Source organism: Bradyrhizobium sp. CIR18 (genome assembly GCF_014198295.1).
In the GTDB taxonomy this organism is placed as follows: Bacteria; Pseudomonadota; Alphaproteobacteria; order Rhizobiales; family Xanthobacteraceae; genus Bradyrhizobium.
In genome coordinates this window covers 217977-236006 of the sequence record NZ_JACIHF010000013.1, presented here as the reverse complement: position 1 = coordinate 236006, position 18030 = coordinate 217977, and the positions used below count along the sequence as shown (strand labels likewise).

Annotated in this window: 13 protein-coding genes and 1 pseudogene; 7 read left to right on the top strand and 7 right to left on the bottom strand. The window is 57.7% G+C overall.

Annotation, left to right across the window (positions count from 1 at the left end):
* Positions 1-18 precede the first annotated feature (18 nt).
* The 3 genes from GGD65_RS40460 to GGD65_RS31215 all read right to left on the bottom strand — a co-directional run bounded on the left by GGD65_RS40460 (position 19) and on the right by GGD65_RS31215 (position 4062).
* The gene (locus GGD65_RS40460; protein ID WP_283813727.1) at positions 19-312 is read right to left on the bottom strand and encodes a YopT-type cysteine protease domain-containing protein; all 294 of its coding nucleotides are present in this window, start codon (positions 310-312) and stop codon (positions 19-21) included.
* Positions 293-442 (bottom strand): YopT-type cysteine protease domain-containing protein, encoded by a 150-nt coding sequence (locus tag GGD65_RS40835; protein ID WP_409362769.1) that lies wholly within the window; start codon positions 440-442, stop codon positions 293-295. Before GGD65_RS40835 ends, GGD65_RS40460 begins: the two co-directional genes overlap by 20 nt.
* 3386 nt (positions 443-3828) lie before the next feature.
* Positions 3829-4062, bottom strand: coding sequence for a hypothetical protein (locus GGD65_RS31215; protein ID WP_246783462.1), 234 nt, complete (start codon positions 4060-4062; stop codon positions 3829-3831).
* A 1794-nt stretch (positions 4063-5856) separates the two neighbouring features.
* On the opposite strand from GGD65_RS31215, the gene trpD reads away from it, so the two are divergent.
* The 6 genes and pseudogenes from trpD to GGD65_RS31185 all read left to right on the top strand — a co-directional run bounded on the left by trpD (position 5857) and on the right by GGD65_RS31185 (position 12557).
* Complete coding sequence (gene trpD, locus GGD65_RS31210) at positions 5857-6870, top strand: anthranilate phosphoribosyltransferase (RefSeq protein ID WP_183237759.1); 1014 nt, start codon at positions 5857-5859, stop codon at positions 6868-6870.
* Between the two features lie 247 nt (positions 6871-7117).
* A complete protein-coding gene (locus tag GGD65_RS31205) occupies positions 7118-7300 on the top strand; it encodes a hypothetical protein (protein WP_183237758.1) in 183 nt (60 codons plus the stop codon).
* 431 nt (positions 7301-7731) lie between these two features.
* Positions 7732-8256: a flavin reductase family protein gene (locus tag GGD65_RS31200; protein ID WP_246783461.1), complete on the top strand. Its 525-nt coding sequence runs from the start codon at positions 7732-7734 to the stop codon at positions 8254-8256.
* Between the two features lie 502 nt (positions 8257-8758).
* Positions 8759-9489, top strand: a pseudogene (locus GGD65_RS31195) (M20/M25/M40 family metallo-hydrolase); the annotation flags it as partial.
* A 975-nt stretch (positions 9490-10464) separates the two neighbouring features.
* Complete coding sequence (locus GGD65_RS31190) at positions 10465-10728, top strand: hypothetical protein (RefSeq protein ID WP_179733712.1); 264 nt, start codon at positions 10465-10467, stop codon at positions 10726-10728.
* Between the two features lie 512 nt (positions 10729-11240).
* Entirely contained in the window at positions 11241-12557 is a 1317-nt protein-coding gene (locus GGD65_RS31185) for a peptide ligase PGM1-related protein (protein WP_183237757.1), read from the top strand.
* 449 nt (positions 12558-13006) lie between these two features.
* On the opposite strand, the gene GGD65_RS31180 is transcribed toward GGD65_RS31185, so the two are convergent.
* Complete coding sequence (locus GGD65_RS31180) at positions 13007-13483, bottom strand: hypothetical protein (protein ID WP_183237756.1); 477 nt, start codon at positions 13481-13483, stop codon at positions 13007-13009.
* A gap of 110 nt (positions 13484-13593) precedes the next feature.
* Between GGD65_RS31180 and nolL the strand changes: the two genes are divergently transcribed.
* The gene (gene nolL / locus GGD65_RS31175; RefSeq protein ID WP_183237755.1) at positions 13594-14700 is read left to right on the top strand and encodes a nodulation factor fucose acetyltransferase NolL; all 1107 of its coding nucleotides are present in this window, start codon (positions 13594-13596) and stop codon (positions 14698-14700) included.
* A gap of 228 nt (positions 14701-14928) precedes the next feature.
* On the opposite strand, the gene GGD65_RS31170 is transcribed toward nolL, so the two are convergent.
* The 3 genes from GGD65_RS31170 to GGD65_RS31160 all read right to left on the bottom strand — a co-directional run bounded on the left by GGD65_RS31170 (position 14929) and on the right by GGD65_RS31160 (position 17826).
* Entirely contained in the window at positions 14929-15663 is a 735-nt protein-coding gene (locus tag GGD65_RS31170; RefSeq protein ID WP_183237754.1) for a hypothetical protein, read from the bottom strand.
* A 406-nt stretch (positions 15664-16069) separates the two neighbouring features.
* On the bottom strand, positions 16070-16726 hold the full coding sequence (locus tag GGD65_RS31165; protein ID WP_183237753.1) for a 2OG-Fe(II) oxygenase: 657 nt from the start codon (positions 16724-16726) through the stop codon (positions 16070-16072).
* Positions 16711-17826, bottom strand: coding sequence for a GFA family protein (locus GGD65_RS31160; protein ID WP_246783460.1), 1116 nt, complete (start codon positions 17824-17826; stop codon positions 16711-16713). Before GGD65_RS31160 ends, GGD65_RS31165 begins: the two co-directional genes overlap by 16 nt.
* Positions 17827-18030 lie beyond the last annotated feature (204 nt).

Genomic DNA, 18030 nt, shown 5'->3' with positions numbered 1-18030 from the left:
CCAATCTGAGCACTGAACTTATTGCTGTTCATAAGGGCTGTTACACAGCACTCGTATCAACCCGACAAGGCGGCCTTCACCGGAGGGAGACGGCGCAACGCAAGCTGACCAATAGATCGACGCATTGTCAGTGACCTCATTCACGATCTGATCAACGCGCGAAGATGTACCAAACCTGTATCGCGTCTGTTCGGCGAACGGCGCTAGGCCGGCTTCGCGTAACATCGTACTTTTTGCCTGAAGGTTGTGAGAACCTTCCGGCCTATCGCTTCGCAACAGACTCTTGGGGTCTTCATAGCGCTGCTGCCGCATTGCCGCTGAGCTGTGATTTTGAGTCCCCGGGCGCGGCGCCCTCCATCCGGGATGAAGGGCTGCTCGGCAGATTGAGGAGCCACTCCGCTGCCAATCCAACGCAGATCCCGTTAACATTGGCCTCGGGCAATTCAGCAGTCCTGTATTCGAACAGAGGACGGATGTGCCTCGCTGGAGAGGATGGATTTGAGCTGGACGACAGAGAGGATGTGCTGGGGTCCGAGGTGCTTGGACTATGAATGATTGCATCTGAGGTCGTCGGACAATTCCCAAGATGGCGGGCTCTCCCGTTGAGCGAGATCCGTCAACGTTTGAGCAAATTCGTAACCGTCCGCGGACCGACTCGGTTCGTCAGCTTGATCAGGGCGTGTGGATCGGCCACTAACTCGATTATACATGGCGGTTCGCCTGCTTCTTCAGCGTACTTTCCTCAGAGCGAGCGCGGGCCGCTTACGCTCTGCTTGCGAATGATCTTGCGGCAAGCTGACCACGAGCTGACAACCAGATATTTGGCGACGCTACCACCTCGCCCGCGCCTAGTTGGTGTCTCGACCGTCTCTGCTCACGAGCTCCGCTCCAGATGCGGGGTGGCCGACGAGCTCACGGCTGTCGCACGGCGACGACCGGCCGACCTTGTGTAATTCCGGATGCAGTCAGGGTGATGGGGGCGACAGTGATGGGGCGACAGCGCCTTCGTCAAACCGAATTCGACAGTCGCGTTGGCCTCGATCTCACCATCGCGTTATGCCGCCGGTCGGCACACTTCTCGCTCCAAAGAGTGCCAATTCGCGTCGTCGGATCGCCCAGTGATTGCCTTGTGACCGGTCGTCGGCCGGGCAAGATGCTGTTGTTGCTGCCGAACCGCGTTCAGCACAGTTCCGCGATCTTTATTGGGATCAGCGCACTATTCGCTGCTCCTAGTTGACAGCAGCTAATTCAGGCTCAGCCCCCCCGCACACGGCAACAGGCAATCAGTCCTGACATATCCCCGCCTTTAACGCCTCAGTTCGGCGGCGCCGAATCGGTGCTCCTGCAGCCGCTCGGCGTCACCTTCCGCTTGGATAACTAACTCAGATGATCATGATGTCGCGCTCATCCGCGCGAACAACATTGCCGCGTCTGAGGGCCCAAGTCCAACGATGCCTACAAAGCTCGGCGGCGGCATCGGGATGTCCCGATGAGTGGGTCTCCACAGGTGAAGGCAATATCGGCTGTTATTCACATACTGCGAATGTGGCGGATGCAGTTGCATGACGCACTCCTCTTCATCCCAGAACAGGTCTTTGACGAAGCTCATCTCTTCCCAGTTCGGACAGCGCCGCGGCGTCGAGACAGCGACATGCTCCCAGCCAGGACGGACAAATCCACTTATCTTTAGTTCACACCCGCAAGGCCCCTGTACAAAGAACACGCCGCAAGGGCCTGATCCCGGAACCGTAGCGAACCGGCCGTGTTGCACGCGGCCGGCTTCCAGCTTCTCTATCATCTGCTCTCGCACGCCCGCTCCTTTGCTGTTCGGAGGGTCTTGAACTCGATGCAGATGACGTTGTCTCGCAACTCGTCAACCGGCTCGATCCTCGGCCCAGCGCTCCTATACCGCTCTTCAGAGCACCATCTGAGCAAGCCGCAGCTGTCCATCATCACTCGTTCTCCTGCTATAGTCTTATAACGATCGCATTGTGGGCCGAACGCTCTCAGGGGCCACTGATTGCCGAGTATGAGCGGTAGCACGATCTGGGCGATGGCGAATCAGTCCGCCGATCGCAACTTCCCGCGCATGTTGCAACTCTGTCAGCGAGCCCCTCTCATGCGAAGCATCTTACTCACCGATGCCGGCCAGTTATTGGTCGCACATCGCCGAATAGAGCGCCCATCAACAACACTAATGTCCGCCATCGCTCTCCCGCGCTTCAAGTAAGCGTTAGTGCGCATTCATGTTTCATGGCTATCTGCTTGAGCACAAAACACTGGCGGCTCCTCTCCTCAACGAATTGGTCGTCATGATGGCATAGTCCCGTAGTGACCTTCGACATCCACACTCCATGGTGACTCGCAAAGCCAGTGATGGCACCAGTTGATGCAGCGCGGCGATCAACTGCTTGATGAGATCGTAGTGGACATTCACAGGTTCGCGTCGAGTGCGAATGGTCCTCAATGCGCCATCTATGTGAACACGATTGAATTGTGCCGGATCGAGTCGAACGGGCCTGCACCAAGGCCGTGGACGCCTGACATGAACTGTCGTCGAGCTGATAACAGGAGCGGGTCGCCTGCCATCTCGGTGTCTCCTCGTAAGCCAACGGTCCGAAACAGTGATTAGTCGATCTCAATCAGGGCGGCCGTCGACCGATCTTCCCGCGTCAATACGATGCAAGTCCCAGCTCATTGTTCATGGCATGGCGCTCGCGAAGCGCTGAGCCTTTTGCTGCCAATGCGGGTGTCGTCTTTCAGACATGGACGTCGCGAATCCGACCTTTGGCAGCGACTCTGTGTCGCCGACGCCCGACAGACGCGCTTTTGTTTGCATCAAAGCGGTGTCGATACTTCTGCGTCGTGGCATGTAGATTGCTGCGGTGACGGAAAGCGACCTTAACTGTACCGACGATACACGAGCATACCATCGACCGGAGGATCGCCGCGCAACAGACAACGATTCTGATACTCTCCTTATGAAAGAGGACTGCGAACTTATGAGTGGTACGAGGCATGCAAAGCCCGGCATTTTTCGGCGGACCAGCGCGACGTCTGATGAAATGACGCATTGGCGCACACCAAAGCACCCACCGATGAAGCATTACGGCGCCGATTGCCGCTGCCGGCAGGCGCAAAGGAGGTGGAACCTTTGGCCGCTGGCCGCACTCCTCATAAATGCGCTGCTTTGGGCCGGACTCTACTGGATCATCGCAGCGTTCTTCTGAAATAATCTCGCGGACGGCAGAGCGCGAGGGGCTTTCCGACGCCTCTCGCATGCCGCGGCCGCACCGTCTGCGGACCATCAATCGGACGTGGAGACCTCTTTCACAGACTTGGTTCCAGCGCACACTTCGCCCGACTACCTGGAAATCTGCCCCTCGAATGAACGCAAAGGAATTATTGAGGCATGACGCAGAGGTCTCGAATTGGCGAAACTGAGATGCAATTGCAGCCGCGACGAAGTTCCAAACATTAGCCTGCAGCAGCTGAACGTTCCGGCGCGGATGGGCATCCGGGCTTCCGCGTTAACTGCGACGCACTGACTGCAACTTGAGGTGTGTAGGGTTGCGCTTTTATATGAGAATTAGCTTTCGAGAAGCTGACTAAACAAGTCCGCCTGAAGGAGCGTTGGGCCGGCGGACTGCTCTGCCTTCACGTATATGTCGCGATTTGGAGCGCGCAGGACCGTCAGGATGCCCCGCCCTACGATCCCCCTCAACATTCCCTACTGGCAGTGACTTGCTCGCTGAGCGACATTTGTGTGGCCATTGGGTCGGCTAGCGATCAACAGGCTGGCGCCTTTTGATGATCCGCAGCGACGCTTTAAGGCTCTTCCTCATGCCACGTCTCGTCCTCCTCTTTGTGCATCTGCCACACGTGGGCGCGCCGAGCCAGCTTGTCGTATTCCACGGCAATTTTGAGCAGCCTGTCTTTGGCTTTTCCGTCAGCGAGCGCTTCCGCTTTCTTTCGCGTTGCTTCTGCACGGCCTCGCCAGTGCTCAGGTTGGTAGAGCTTACTTTTCGGATTCATGCCCAGAGCATGCAACTCGTAGATCAAAGAATTGCGACACTGGCGCTCCGTAAAATCACGTAACAGCGACGCTCGGAGCCTCGGTTGCCGAAGCGGACAGTCGCCACGCACAGCCGCTATTCTGAAACACCAGTCGGCGTTGCCGCCGAGGCTCGTACGAAGAATGCACAGCCCCGACATCCTCAGACGATCAGACGCACGAAGGGGCTTGAACCGCACGTAGCGTTAGATTGTACGATCCTCGACAAGCGGGAACCACGTCCGACAATCCAGACCGTTCCGAACACGTCATGAGAATCGCGAATGTTTCAGACATCTAGACTCACCTGGCGCGACTCGATCAGGACGATAAGATCCTCCAGGTGCATCCTTGTCCGCGTTGCGTCGGAGCTATTCCAATCGCGGCTGGACGAAATCGCGCGTCTCGAGCTCTGCACGGCAGGCGCTCCCATCACCGTAGCCTCGGCGGAACGGACGATGGAGGCTCCATCCCAGATACCGCACCCAAGGTCTTCACACATAGCGGAACACAGGCGCGATTACACCAAACATAGTCTAGGCGCGCGCCATCATGGTTTGCTCTGAACGATCGAATGCATCATCAACAGTGGCTTGGGCGCACCTGCGCTTTTACCTGCTCTCTCTGCCCCGCGATAGCTGGCCCGGGCCCTTCAACCCGGCGTCGCGCCAGCTACGGCGTCTTAAGTCGGTTGGCGGTAGGGTGAGCCAGAGTACCCAAGCACATGTCAGGCCCAAGCAATGCGTCGCGACATCCAGGCATGCACCGAACCACTGGAAGCTCCAGAATGATGACTTGCTGGGCCAGCTCAGCCGACAGCGCTTGTACTCTTCGTGGTGCTCCGCCACTACGGCAGGTGTCGTTTCTGTCCTGCCGGACAGATGACCAGCACCGTACGGACCGCAAAAGCGGAAGAACGAGCATGTCGGCACCGTCCTCAAGCAGTTCAGGCCTGTTTCCCGGTTGACACGTCATGTTGCGCTTCGCGCAGGAAGAACAATAACGCAGCCACACGGAGTTGAACGGATATCATGACTCAATATCAACGAAGTCAGTCGACTTCGCGCCTCACAATCTGCCACTGCGCCAGCGCTCTTGTCGTCGCAATGACAGCTGTAATCCCCGGGCCGGTCAACGCGCGCGATCAAACGCCCACCGCAGAAGAGAAAGAGGCTTGCATGGAGGACGTGTTCCGCCTTTGTAGCAGCCACATACCAGATCGCACCGCTATCACTGCCTGCCTTAGATCCAAGCAAGCTAGCCTCAGTCAGCGATGTCGCTACGTGATCTCCGTGCGAGACACTGGCAAGAAAAGCAGCGACTCGAAGTGACGATGCGGCGGCCTGTTGTTTCCTTCATTTACGATCAGGTGGGGTTAATTTGTAGAGCCAGCTGAGATCAGGCTCGATCTACCCAGCACCGACAGACTCGAAGAAGGGAGAGGAAGCCGCTTCAACGCTTCACCACAACGGTCCCAGAAGGCTAAAAGGCTTTGAAGGATGCGGTGATCCGGCCGGAACACCGCCGTAAAGAGGCCGCTGCGGACGCGGCAAGCGGGCGCCAGACAGTGTCATCGATTCCGCGACAAGCAACTGCGGTGTTCTAACTGGCCGACGATCTCCTCTCGACGGCACCACCGGAACGGAGAGCTTGACCCTCACGTAGCGTCAGGTTGTAACGTCGCCACGTGTGTCCACACTCAACCGACCGCCGCCTTCAAGCGTCAATGAGACCATGCCGCATGCGGCGGGCTACTTCATCAAGGCAATCGGTGCCGGGTCTCAGGGAACGTGTAAAGTTCGATGGAAGTGCTTAAATCGATCATCGGAAAAGTTGCCACGGGCGCCACTCTGACGCGTGAGGAAACTGCGTCAGCCTTCGACAGCATGATGTCGGGTTACGCAACTCCCTCGCAAATCGGTGCCTTGTTGATGGGGATGCGGGTCCGGGGCGAGACGGTCGAAGAAGTCACCGGCGCCGCCTCGGCAATGCGGAATAGAATGCCGCGGGTCGAGGCGACATGCGACCCTGTCGGCCTCGCTGGCACGAGCGAGTCCCTTATGTATTCGGTCAAGGTGTCGACGTGTGCTTCTTTCATAGTCGCCGGGGCCGGCATTCCTGTGGCCAAGCATGCCAACCGCGCTACGTCTTCGGGTTCAAGCGCCGCAGACGTGTTGGCGCGCCTCGGTGTGAAGGTCGATCTCAAGCCTGCGGCTATCGCACGTTGCGTGCAGGAAGCCGACATCGGCTTCATGTTTGCGTCAGCCCATTATCCGGCGATGCAGCGCATCGGGCAGATCCGGACCGCAGTTGGAACCCATACCATCTTTAATCTGATCGAGGCTCTGTGCAACCCGGCAGGGGTCAAGCGGCAGATCGTTGGGGTATTGTCTCCCGAATGGGTGCAGCCTCTGGCGTACGTCTTGAAGAACCTTGGTGCGGAGTCGGTATGGGTTGTTCATGGCTCGGACGGGCTCGACGAAGTAACCCTCACCGGCCCAACGTTTGTTGCTGCGCTTGAGGCGGGTACAGTCCGCACCTTCGAAGTGACGCCGGAACAAGCCGGACTCCCCCGCTGCCGCAACGACGCGCTGGAGAGCCGTGATGCCAAGACTAACGCCGTTGCGCTGCAAAATGTTCTTGACGGCGTACCAGGTCCATTTCGCGACGCCGCGCTTTTGAACGCGTCGGCGGCGCTGGTCGTGGCGGGGCGGGCCTCGACACTGAAGGAAGGCATAGCACTTGGACAAGAATCACTTGATCGCGGCGCCGCAGCCGCTCGACTGAAGCGCCTGATCGCGGTTTCGAACGCCTGACAGCCGAGCCGCCCGATGATCCAGTATTGCGACCAAGTTTGCTGCTCACGAGCGCAAAAATATGGCAGCCACGAATGCACGTCACTTCTGCGGCATTTCAAGGAGAGTGCGGCGCCTGCGCTCGGCCTGACGCAAGCAAGGCTGAGCACGGGGCGCGAGAGCCAACTTTCTTATCGACGAGAGCTGTTGCAGCCCGGGCTGCCGAGGTGAGAACCCGGGACGAAGCGCGCTGCGCGAAGGAGATGATATGTCCTGGCAAAGGATTGAAACACTCGGATCTATTGCAGTGATAGAACACATCATTCGCAAGTTTCGGGAATTGATCGATACAGATAGCTCAATCCCGCCGGAGCTGCGGGGTACGCTGCATGCGACGCTCGATGAGCATCTTCTCGATGCAAAAAAACGCATTCTACTAAAAGTCGATTAGGTGCGCCGATGCCCGTCTACATGCGGAGAAACTGGCAGGCGCGCGCCGGTACAGCAATCCACATCGTCCCGTCCGCACGGGACCCAGCGAGGTTCCAGCCCAGCTGGTCGGATCGCGACCACCGCTCCATGTGCACTGCGCCAGGCTGCTCAGCGCGGTTTGCTTTTGATGGGGCCCTGTTGAAACAGGGGCGGCGGCAATTCTCTGTTCTGCCGCTGCGATCGCCAACCGGCGTAACGCGCCGAGATATTGCACGTGCGTAAGGTCATGACTGTAGCTGATCCACAGGACATCGAAGTCATACCCGGTCTCAATGTGAGCCTGCTCGTCACCAATTTCGACACCGGGTACCCCATACAAGCCCAATAGGGATCAAAGTCGTCTCTGGGTTTGAAGACACTAGAAGTGGGGTTCAACTGCAGAGGCTGACCATGAGCCACCAGTTCTCTCCTGCGATTCGGGATATGCCGTCTATCCAACCGGCAGAGTTCCGCCATGCCATGCAAAGCCTGGCGTGCGGTGTCGCCATCGTGACGACCGGGACGGCAGCCGGAAGACGCGGACTGACGGTGAGTTCTGTGACGTCCATCTGCATGGAGCCGCCGTGCCTGGTCGTTGGCATCAATGCCCGCTCCGAGGCACATGATGAGATCCTTGCCAACGGCAGCTTTGGAGTCAGTGTTCTCCGCAGTGACCAGGAGGACCTTGCCCTGCGTTTTGGCGGTGAGCAGGGGGCGAAAGGCGTTCACCGCTTCGATACCGCGCCCTGGGATCAGGGCGTCCTCGATGTGCCGCTATTGCCCAACGCATTTTGCGCGCTCGAATGCGTTTTGTATGACCACAAGGTGCTTGGCACACACACCGTCTTTATCGGACGAATTATCGCGACCCGACAAAGCGATGGCAATCCATTAATCAACTTCCAGGGCGCGCTTCGTACTTTACTGCTTGACTGAGTGCGGTCTTTGCGCAGATCCCGTCGGGACAGCAGAACGGAGATGGCCTCAATCGCTGGTGGCTTCCACGACACTCATCGAACAATTGCCCGGGCTGCGACTGGTTTCACAGATTATAGCTCGTATTGAAAGGTCTTATCAGCTCCGGCGATTTCGGCGCTTCGCCTGTCGTGCTATGCTTGCTCCGGTCTGCGACCTTCCGCGTCAAGACGCGTGCGGGTTACCTGGTCAGGACAATGCGTTTTTGCCGATATCGCAGTAAATTCCCGATCATAACCAACCACAGCTCACCAGAACGTCAACTCCAGTACGGCCTCGGCCTGCATAATCCCGTCGAAAACTACCAGCTTTAGTAGATCAGCTGTGATCGACAGGCGAGTAGTTTCGTTGCCGAAGCAGGGTCGGGTCCAGAGGCACGCCCCGGGGCACAACGGTTGGCGCTTCTCTAGATCTTCGGGCTCGATTCTGATGTGAGTGCATGGTGATGTCATGATCTTGCCCGCCGCTCGGCATCACGCACCTCTACGTCTCGGACGAAGAGATCGGCAGCCCAACCTCGCGCGCGCTGATGAGGCCGAGGGCCGCAGGGCCAAATACATACTGGTGACCGAGCCGGCGCGCGACGGGGGCAAGGTCATCTCGGGGCGCAAGGGCGTTGCGCGCTTTGACGTAATCATCAAGGGCGCTCCCGCCCATGCAGGTACGCGGCCCGAGGACGGCCGCTGCGCGAACCGGGAACGCGCCCATGTGATCGAGACGCTGGAGGCGATGAACGATCTCACGCACGGTATCACCGTCAATGTCGGCGTCGTCCGCGGCGGCACCAGGCCCAACGTCGTCGCGGAACTGGCCTATGCACAAGTCGACATGCGCGTCCCGACCATGACCCATGCCGACGAGCTGGTGCCGAAGATCCTCGGCATCGCCTAGCGCGCCGAGGGCGTCAGCGTGAAGGTATCAGGCGACTTGAACCGTGCGCCGTATGAGAAGACCAGCGCCGGTGCCGCACTTTTCGCACACGCCAAAAAGCTCGCCGCCGAGCTTGGCTTCGAGCTGCTCGACGCGTTCAGCGGCGGCGGCTCCGACAGCAATTTCACCGCGCCGCATACCGCGACACTTGACGGCCTTGGTGTCGATGGCAAGGCCGCGCATACGCATTATGAGCAACTCTACATCTCGTCGATTGAACCTCGCGCGCGGCAGCTGTACCGCCTCTATCAGACGCTGCGATAACCTCGGCGCCAGGCGAAGTCAGTGATCGCGACGCGCGTTTGATGACGGCCGCGGCACATTCGCAGGATCGTTCCTCGCCCTCCCCTAAGGGCTGCAGGCTGCGCCCCCTCCGACCTCATCGAAACCTAACGATCGGATGCGGGATTTGGCATTGCAAGGTCAGCGTAGGATAGAAGTGACTGAGCTGTCCAATGACGGCAGCGTTGGTCAGGCGGGTAATCCGCTGCAAAGGTAGCGAGCACTTGGTCGCAATAGGGGAACGTTTCCGACGATGGGCTCATCGGCAGCGACCCTGATCTCAAAGGGAGACGAACCTTCTTGACGAAAATCGCAGCGCTGAATGCGCGCGAGACCAGACCGGCCGGCGGCCCGATTCGAGAGCTTGGCCACGTTCACACAACTGCATAAAAGGGCTTGAATCGGACGTAACGTTAAGTTGTACGGTCTTGAGGTAGGCACCTATCTCGGTCTGCCACCGGGATTGTGAAGGATTGCGAATGTCTCAGCTGGTCAGGTCTCCGTCCCCATGGTCGGTCATCCTTATCCCCCGTGGCGGGTCGCTCGGAAGGGCGCTGCAGCGAGTCCCGATTGCGGCGCTGTGGCTCGAACGTAGCTTTGAATGGCTCGCCATTCCGGAAGCAAGACTATGTGGCTGTTCTGGGCCGGAGCACCAGAGAGCCGGCGAGGTCAGAATTGACGACGTAGACCTCCATCCGAAACCCCTAAGTGGGGGACGCTCCTTCCCGAATCTGGACCAAGCCCCTCCTCTGGCGCGACACCGCGCCAAGATCAGATCGCCGAACCGGCTTTCCGCTCTGCTCAGACTGCTTTCCCGTGAAGGCAAGGCATTTCCAACGCGCAAAGGTGCGCCAGACGGCGGGCCTGCGCAGGTTCTCAAGAGCCTAAGCTGCAATTGTCGCTCCGCGTGACCAGCGCGGCATCGGAAGATATTGCTTGGCATTATGGAGCAGCAAGTTGAAAGAGCCCGATGGCCTCAAGAAGGTCCTGTTGATCGACCATATTGAAGGCCAATGCCGTTGCGTCATCGGCTTCAAAGATGGAGATGCCAGAGAGGCCTATATGTGCGGCGAGCCTGTATACCAAAGACGCGGCAAGAAACTGTCTTCGTGGTGTATCTATCACTACGGACAGATGCACACGACCGCCACCCAGCAGAACAGAGTGAGTGATCAATCGCCCGAGATCCCTCAAGCGATATCGATTGTTCGCAACCCATGAGAATTATGAAAGACCGGGTCCTTCCAAGGTCGTGTGATGATCGCCTGTACAAGAGCCAACCGAAACATGCGATCGGGGCCTCGCCAATCAATTCCGGGTTGCGCCGGAAGCACCTGGCGGCAAACGTACCATGCGGGCGTGAGGCACATGAATAACGAGCTTGAGCTCTGCAGCCTGACGAGGGAAACGCTGCGTATGCTCGCGACAAAACTGCGATCCATTTCGAAGGGCAGACTCTCAGCTACGTCATCCTCAACCGATAGACTGAGGGGATCGCTCGCCTTCAAGAGCCAGCTCGGCGTCCAGAGGGGAGACCGGATCGCGATCCTCAGCTTAAGCACGCCGAATTTTCTGGGGATGCAATGGTCGATGCGAAAGCACCGACCTATCCTCTCTCGGAGCAGGACGGCGCCAAATCGAGCCTCGCTCAGTGCCTCACCACGGCATAGCAAGTTCAGCATTGTTGCATCGCGATCCCTGCCTGATCGCGTCCAAATGCCCGGAGGTCGCGGATGCCGCGGATCCTGATCATGAATGCCGGTACGGCTCAAATGTCGGGCACCGATCTGACACCAGCTCAACTTTCGCTGGCCGCCAACTCGGCATACCGTTCAGCGTGGTTTGCTCGTGAGGGTGACCTGATAGTCTCCCCAGTAGTCATCCCGGCGGATCTGCTATCCTTCATTGGCGCGACACTCGATTTCGACGCATCGAGTCTCTGTCTGCTTGTACCTCAAGGCGGCAGCCAATCGCCGGTCCTTGATGATTGCACACTCCTTTCCAAAACTGTTGTTGAGCGAATCAACAGACATATTCGTCAGAAATCAACCTGGCGATTATATCCCTGCTACTCTACTGAAGGCGTCGCACGCCTGGCGGCCATGCTGGGCATACCGCAGACCGGCGACGACTTCGCTCTCCAGCGAGGGCCTGATCTGTTGAACCGCAAGAGCCACTTCCGTCAATTGGCGACAAGCGTCGCACTTCCACTGCCCAATGGATCTGTCACGACGGACTCGAACGAACTATTTAGAGCGGTCACTTCCCTCAGAACCGAGACCGGCAGCGTCATTGTAAAGCTGGACAATGGAGCCGGTGGAGTCGGAAATGTTATCCTGACCGGCAGTGAAAGCGATCCACTACCTGGGGCAAGAGATACGCGACGGATTCCATGGCCGTCGTTTGATCCTGACGCGCTTTGGTCTGAGATGACAACGGCATCGTGTAAGACGCTGGTCGTGGAGTCGTACCACCTGGCCAAGTCTTTGTTCTATCTCGAGTATGAAATCGAGGATGATGGTTCAATCGTTTTCATGAACAGTGGAAACATACGTTTGCGCAAAAGCACGGATCGATCCGAAAGAGCTCTGATCTGGACAGGACTTGAGCTTCCAAGCGACCTGGGGAACGAGCAATGGTTGACTGCCCAGGCGCATGCCTACCGATTTGTGACGCTCGCGCGAAATCTGGGATATCGCGGAATGATCAACATTGACGCTATCTTCGCTGATGACGGACGGTTGCTGTTTAATGAAGCGAACGGCCGCTGGGGTGGCGGCTCGGTGCTACACAGCATTGCCGTCCGGCTGCTGGGCTTCGACTATTCCGGTTGCAACGTTATTTTATCCGTAAGAAATGTTCGATCAGGATCCCTCCAGACAGCGCATGATCGTTTGGTCAAGGAAGGATTTCTGTTCGACCGCACACGCAAGGAGGGCGTGATCCCGCTTGCCGCCGACCAAGAGGCTGGCACGGTGGAGTGCCTTGTGATTGCACGCGAAAGGGCCGCGGCCGGCGATCTGCAGCACCAGCTACTGCGAATGGTTTGATTGAGATCCCAGCGAACCATCTCTTCAACCCCTCAATCCATCGGAACTTGTCCCTGCTTTCGATCGCGCGCGGTACCTGACCACGCGACGAGAATGTCTGCCTCGTCTCGCTCGAGCTCTGTCAGCTCCCATCGCGACCACCCTTAAGTCGCTCCTGAAGTGCTGGCCGATCGGCGATGAGGTGCTCGAGGTGCAGCGGCTCATGGTCTGGCCGCGTCGCGTTGCGCCAATCGTGCAATCAGCACTTGCGTCGCGTCTACCACGTAGACCCTGCAATCATGGCCGTTCTACCGGGCCATGCGGGCCGCTTGCAGGCGGGAGCCCAGAAGTGCTGCGAGCTGTTCTGCAACGGTACTGTTGGAAGATCGAGCGGAGTCATAGTATAGGCAACCGGCGCGATAGGCTCGCGCCTATCAGCCAGCAGAAGTGACCTGTGGCGCCGCCGCCAGTCACGCCAGCTCGTTCACAGGCACGAACAGGAAGTTGGCGGTATCGTTGCCATTCTGATCATTGACGATCTGCTGGAAGATTTGTACGCGGTCGCTCTGGCTCGGGATCAAGCGCAGCAGCTGGACTTGCGCAGGTTGAACGAATCGGGTCTGGGCGGCGAGGTCCGGCTCTTGCCGTCGCAACTCTCCTTCCACGAGCGCGTAGTCCGCCGTGATATGCTCATCGCCCAACCATTCCGTGACACCGAGCAGAGGCCCGCTGCGGCGTCCGTGGCACGAGGTCGTAAGCGCACCAGTTCGAATTCGTTGGTGCTTGAACGCCCACAGCCCGACGTGCAGACGATGGGTTGCAACCCAGCAAGGTGACCGCTCGATCTGCAAGCCGATCGTGGTAAAGTGGACTTGAAACGGCAAACCCTCGTATAACTCGCACCCTCCTTCTTTATAACGATCACTCGCCTCCGTATAATTGAACATTGGTGCCCAGCCAGCTATAGGAGCGTAGCCTCTAGATGGCAATTGCCTCCACAATGATCGGTCGGATCGATCCCCATGGGGCAAAAGCTGCAGCAGCGAATGATTGAACATTGCGAAATTTAACCGGACCGACTGCGCCCGGTGCGCCAGAGGCGAACGATCGCGATCTAGCTTTGGATTTTGCCAAAGGAGTGCTGATCATCTTGGTGATCGTCGGTCACCTCATCCAGTATATCCTCTACCGAGATGAAGGCTTCTGGGATTCGCCATGCTTCAAATGGATCTACATGTTCCACATGCCTCTCTTTATGGCGATAAGCGGATATCTTGCTTGCCGTGCGCTGCTGCGAAAGTCGTTGGGGCAAGCCGTCGTCGATCGGGCGATGCAGCTCTTGCTGCCTATGCTGTTTTGGTACGCTCTCCTGGAGACAGCAAAGTTGGCTGTGCTTCCTCGCGCGCCTGACGCATCGGGCGACATCTTGCCATTTCTATACGATGTCGCCGGCACGTACTGGTTTATCTGGGCAGCGTTTGTTTGTTTTCTTCTCGTTAAAATTCTTTCGGTCTTCGATCATTGCTCGCCCTGGATCTTGTTCGTATCAGTCGTCCTGGTCGCGCTTGCGCCCCTGACATTCTCCATATTTCCTTTTATAAAGTATACTTACCCGTTTTTCTGCCTGGGCTTCTCATTTGCCCAGTCGAGAGACCGCTGGACGAGCATAACACGCTCTTACAAGCTGCTCTTGATCGCGTCTCTTTGCATAGCGGCACTGGTGTGTTTTCTAGCCTGGCAGAAGGGCACTTACGTCTACAACAATCTCGCCCTGGTTCAAGATATGCTGTCGGCGAAGAACGTGCTTCTGATGCTTTTTGGCTCTGCGGCAGCCTCAGCGATCATGATTGAGCTCTTCTTGCAATGCTGGAGATTTGGCCGCTCAAATCGAGTGGTCCGCTTTATCGCCGTGGAAATAGGACAGAGCACGCTGGTGCTGTACTTCATTCAGGGTACGGTATTTCGCCTCATGGATTCGATACAGTACGCAGAGCCTTTGGATCTCACAACCAGGTTGGCCGTGGCGGGTATTCTAGGGGGAGCGATTGTTCTCGTGGCGCTGATGGTGCGCCGAACCGTGCGCGACATTCCCTATCTGTCTCAGCTCATTCTAGGAGCTTCCCCCCGCGCCCTTCGTCCAGCGGGTCAGCCCGCGCATAAGTAGAGCTGCAGCCGAAATCCGGTCAGAAGCCCCCTAGATCATCGGAGAGCCGGCTTCCGGTTCGCTCTTCGCAGCCTCCAGCCGGCGCGTCGTAGTCGCGCTCTACAGTGATTATGACGGGCTGCGTCGAGCGGCAGTCAGATTAGCTCCGGCAGGCTTTTGGCAACAACGAAACCTCTATGCTGCGGGGTGCCCTTGCCTGCCTTCCGATGAGACCGGCTCGCTCCAATGTCAGGACCATTTGGTGAACCGAAAGCGGGCTGACGAGGAAATATTCATGCATGTCGGTTTCCGCCGGTCGGCATCTCCGGCGGAAGGATTAGTCCGGCTTGCGATCGGTACGAGTCCGCCCCCAGCCTGCGAGGCCCGCAGATGACCGAGGGTGGCGGCAAGGATGCCCCGCTCGCCTGCCTTCTTGAACTCCGTTGCATCGCTGTCCAGCGCGCCCTCGCAAAGGCCCTGCTTGTTGTTCTTGACGAGCCATCGTCCCAATCTAAGAAGAAAGTCTACATGACTCTTGGCGGTGCGCTCCTTGAACCCGCCCTTGGTGAGTACCGCCCTCAGCGCCTCTAGAAGCGGCGCATCTTCAGAATAAAGAGGCTCGCCGCTGCGGCCGACGAAAGCCCAGGTTGCCTGGCGCGGCTGCCGCGCCGAGACGGAAGGCATCGTCTCAGCCCCTCCGCGATGCGGTATTTGCGAGTATTCGTGTTCGCCTGCCTCCGTAAGGAGCTGTCGCTCAGGTAAGGGTGGACCGACTTGATGAATGGAGACTTGCATCGGCACGCCATCACCTGCATTGGCGATCTCCCGCAACTGCTGCTCGAAAGCCGCTGCATCTGCCGGGGGGAAACCGACAAGTTCTCTTGCGGGCCCGCGCTGCCCGACTGCCGAAGCCCCCCGCGAGTTTGAGGTAAAGTCCACCCGTTCAGGCCGATCGAGCAAAAGACCGAGCGTGATCACGGGCATCAGAAGAGTCTTCTCTTCTGATGGATCCGGCAAAGCCACAGCGCGCGCACATACCGTCCCAAATCGCCCCGAGCATTCGGCTGTTTGCTAGTCTGGTAGCTGTCGAGAACCTGACGACAACACAGGCTTCCTGCGCGCAGCGCGCGTACACCATCGCGCGCCGACGCGCGCGTCGGTTCGACGCAGCGACGATGACTTGCCACAACTACTCTGAGCAAGCAGAGCTCGGATTACGCGTGGTGGGCTTTACAGGCAACAAGGCTAGCCGTGGCCTCAGACCGGCATTGTGGCACCCTTTGCGAGGGGACAGTCTGAGCACAAGATAGCCAAGCTACCACCCTCTCCTGAAAGCTCACCCTTTACCCAATTTCAGCCCACCCCATCTCATACGTCAGCGGTAGAGCCTTCAAATGGTCCGGCGGTTCGCGCCACTGCGTTTTGAACAGAAGTAGACCAGCGATCGACGCTCGCCGGAGAGCACAGGCTTCACTTCGTGCCGGAGCCTACATGTGGTGATAAGCACGGCGCCAAATGGCGGTCGGAGTACCTGGTGTTCGTACCCGCTTGGATATACCACGAACTCACCCCCCTCGAAGTCCCTCGCCAGCTGCACAATCACCGAGTACTCGAAATCCGGGTCGCTCGCAGCATCCAGATGAATGCCAACAAAGGAACCAGGAGGCATCCGATGCATTTGGCATCGGCGAATCACGTAATCTGACGTGGCTCCCAAAATCTTTCTTAGCGCGAAGCTTCGATCTTTCCTTTCAAGTAGTTCCATGATCTGCCCCGGAGCTGCACCACTCGCGTCGCTAGGAGCGCGGCCGGGCGGGTCTACCCTCACGCGTTTGACGAAAACATTGTGCGAGTCGCCGGCATCTCCCTCCCTCACTTCTTCTTCGGGAATCTCAGCCTGCAGCTCATCGAGCCTGGCCAAGTCATCTTGGGTGAACAATATCTCGGGGCCGATCACGACCGTCCCCTTCACCAACAGCTCTATGCGGTACTTTGTCAAAGCTTCTTCTGAAAGCAGGCGAGATTTATGATTCATTGCGCGCGCCATTCAAGTTCACTCCACGGTTTGATCTCGACGCAGGACTCCAGGTCCTGGTGCATCGAGCGGAATGCTTGGTCCCAATGCTCGCCATCGAACTCGCTTATTGTTATGCGTTCGATGGTCCTGTTATCCAGGCATCGAATGTTTACGCTGAATCCCGAGGGGTTCGACCGCGGCCTATAGAAGGGCTTTACGCCACAAATCCGGCAAAACGTGTGCCGAGCGATGTTCTTATTGAACTGATAAGTCGTGAGGAATTCCTCGCCGCACTCAATGCCAAGCTTATTGCCGGGTACGAGCAAGTGCAGAAATCCAGACATTTGGCAGATTGAGCAATTGCATCGAACTGCAGAGAGCTCTCGCGGTGCTTTGACGTAGAACTTGACAGAACCACAGTGACAACGGCCGTGGTGTTCGATCTCCGAGTGATCATCTCCCTTAAGTGAGGCAATTCGGAGCATATCGCGGCACCAATGTACGCTGAGCCGATAGGCTCGATCGAATTCGTCCAAAAAGCGAGCATTACCGTCAGCCGGGACAAGTTCGCCAATCAGGCGGCTTGTCATTTCTCCGTGATACTTCTCCGCGGGATCTTCTCCGCCGACATGGCTGCGGAAGTACTCAAGATCATTAGGCCGCGCCTTGAAGGTTTTGACCAGAGTGGTCCATAGCGACTGGATCATGTCCGCAGCATGTAGCTCAAAAGCGACCATGTAGGCGCAACGCACTAAGGGATCTTTCGATGACAATCCGGCATAGAGAGAATGCAGGTACCGCTTCGTCGTGGCGCTGTAGTTGGGTCGTATTGTTCTGCCGAGTAGTTGCGACGCATCCTTTCTAAACAGATTGGAGTGGAAGTTCTCAGTCACCAGAATATCGGGTAGCGACGCCTTGCCGCCCTGGAGAATTTGGCCATAACCGCCCGTCTCATCCCAACAGATGAAATTTCCGACCACGCTGGTCAGTTCAATGTCCCTCGCAAGATCTCGATTTTGATCCATTGCATCGAATATGAGATCCCGTTGCGACCCTGCCTGCAAGTATGGAAAGGCCTGTGACATCGCGAGATATTCAGGCAGCAGGCTAGCGACCTGGTCCTCGGACATCTCCACAGCGAACGGGTGCGGGCCTAATTGGGCTCGCGCTTGCTCAGTCAAGTACTCGCAGCATATCTGCGGAGGCTGATCGGGTGTAAATCGAGACGCTTGAGATGTCATTTGACCCCTGGCGATGAGGAGAGAACGATCCGACGGTGCAACGTATCCGGGCCACTATTGGCTACCGCGAGTTCGTTGGTTTCGACGGACTTG

Coding starts and splice junctions, on each gene's coding strand:
- trpD (WP_183237759.1), top strand. CDS start 5,857: ATGGAAGTGCTTAAATCGATCATCGGAAAAGTTGCCACGGGCGCCACT.
- GGD65_RS40460 (WP_283813727.1), bottom strand. CDS start 312: ATGCGGCAGCAGCGCTATGAAGACCCCAAGAGTCTGTTGCGAAGCGAT.
- GGD65_RS31200 (WP_246783461.1), top strand. CDS start 7,732: ATGAGCCACCAGTTCTCTCCTGCGATTCGGGATATGCCGTCTATCCAA.
- GGD65_RS31160 (WP_246783460.1), bottom strand. CDS start 17,826: ATGTCCGAGGACCAGGTCGCTAGCCTGCTGCCTGAATATCTCGCGATG.
- GGD65_RS31185 (WP_183237757.1), top strand. CDS start 11,241: ATGCCGCGGATCCTGATCATGAATGCCGGTACGGCTCAAATGTCGGGC.
- GGD65_RS31165 (WP_183237753.1), bottom strand. CDS start 16,726: ATGGCGCGCGCAATGAATCATAAATCTCGCCTGCTTTCAGAAGAAGCT.
- GGD65_RS31205 (WP_183237758.1), top strand. CDS start 7,118: ATGTCCTGGCAAAGGATTGAAACACTCGGATCTATTGCAGTGATAGAA.
- GGD65_RS31180 (WP_183237756.1), bottom strand. CDS start 13,483: ATGTTCAATTATACGGAGGCGAGTGATCGTTATAAAGAAGGAGGGTGC.
- GGD65_RS31170 (WP_183237754.1), bottom strand. CDS start 15,663: ATGCCCGTGATCACGCTCGGTCTTTTGCTCGATCGGCCTGAACGGGTG.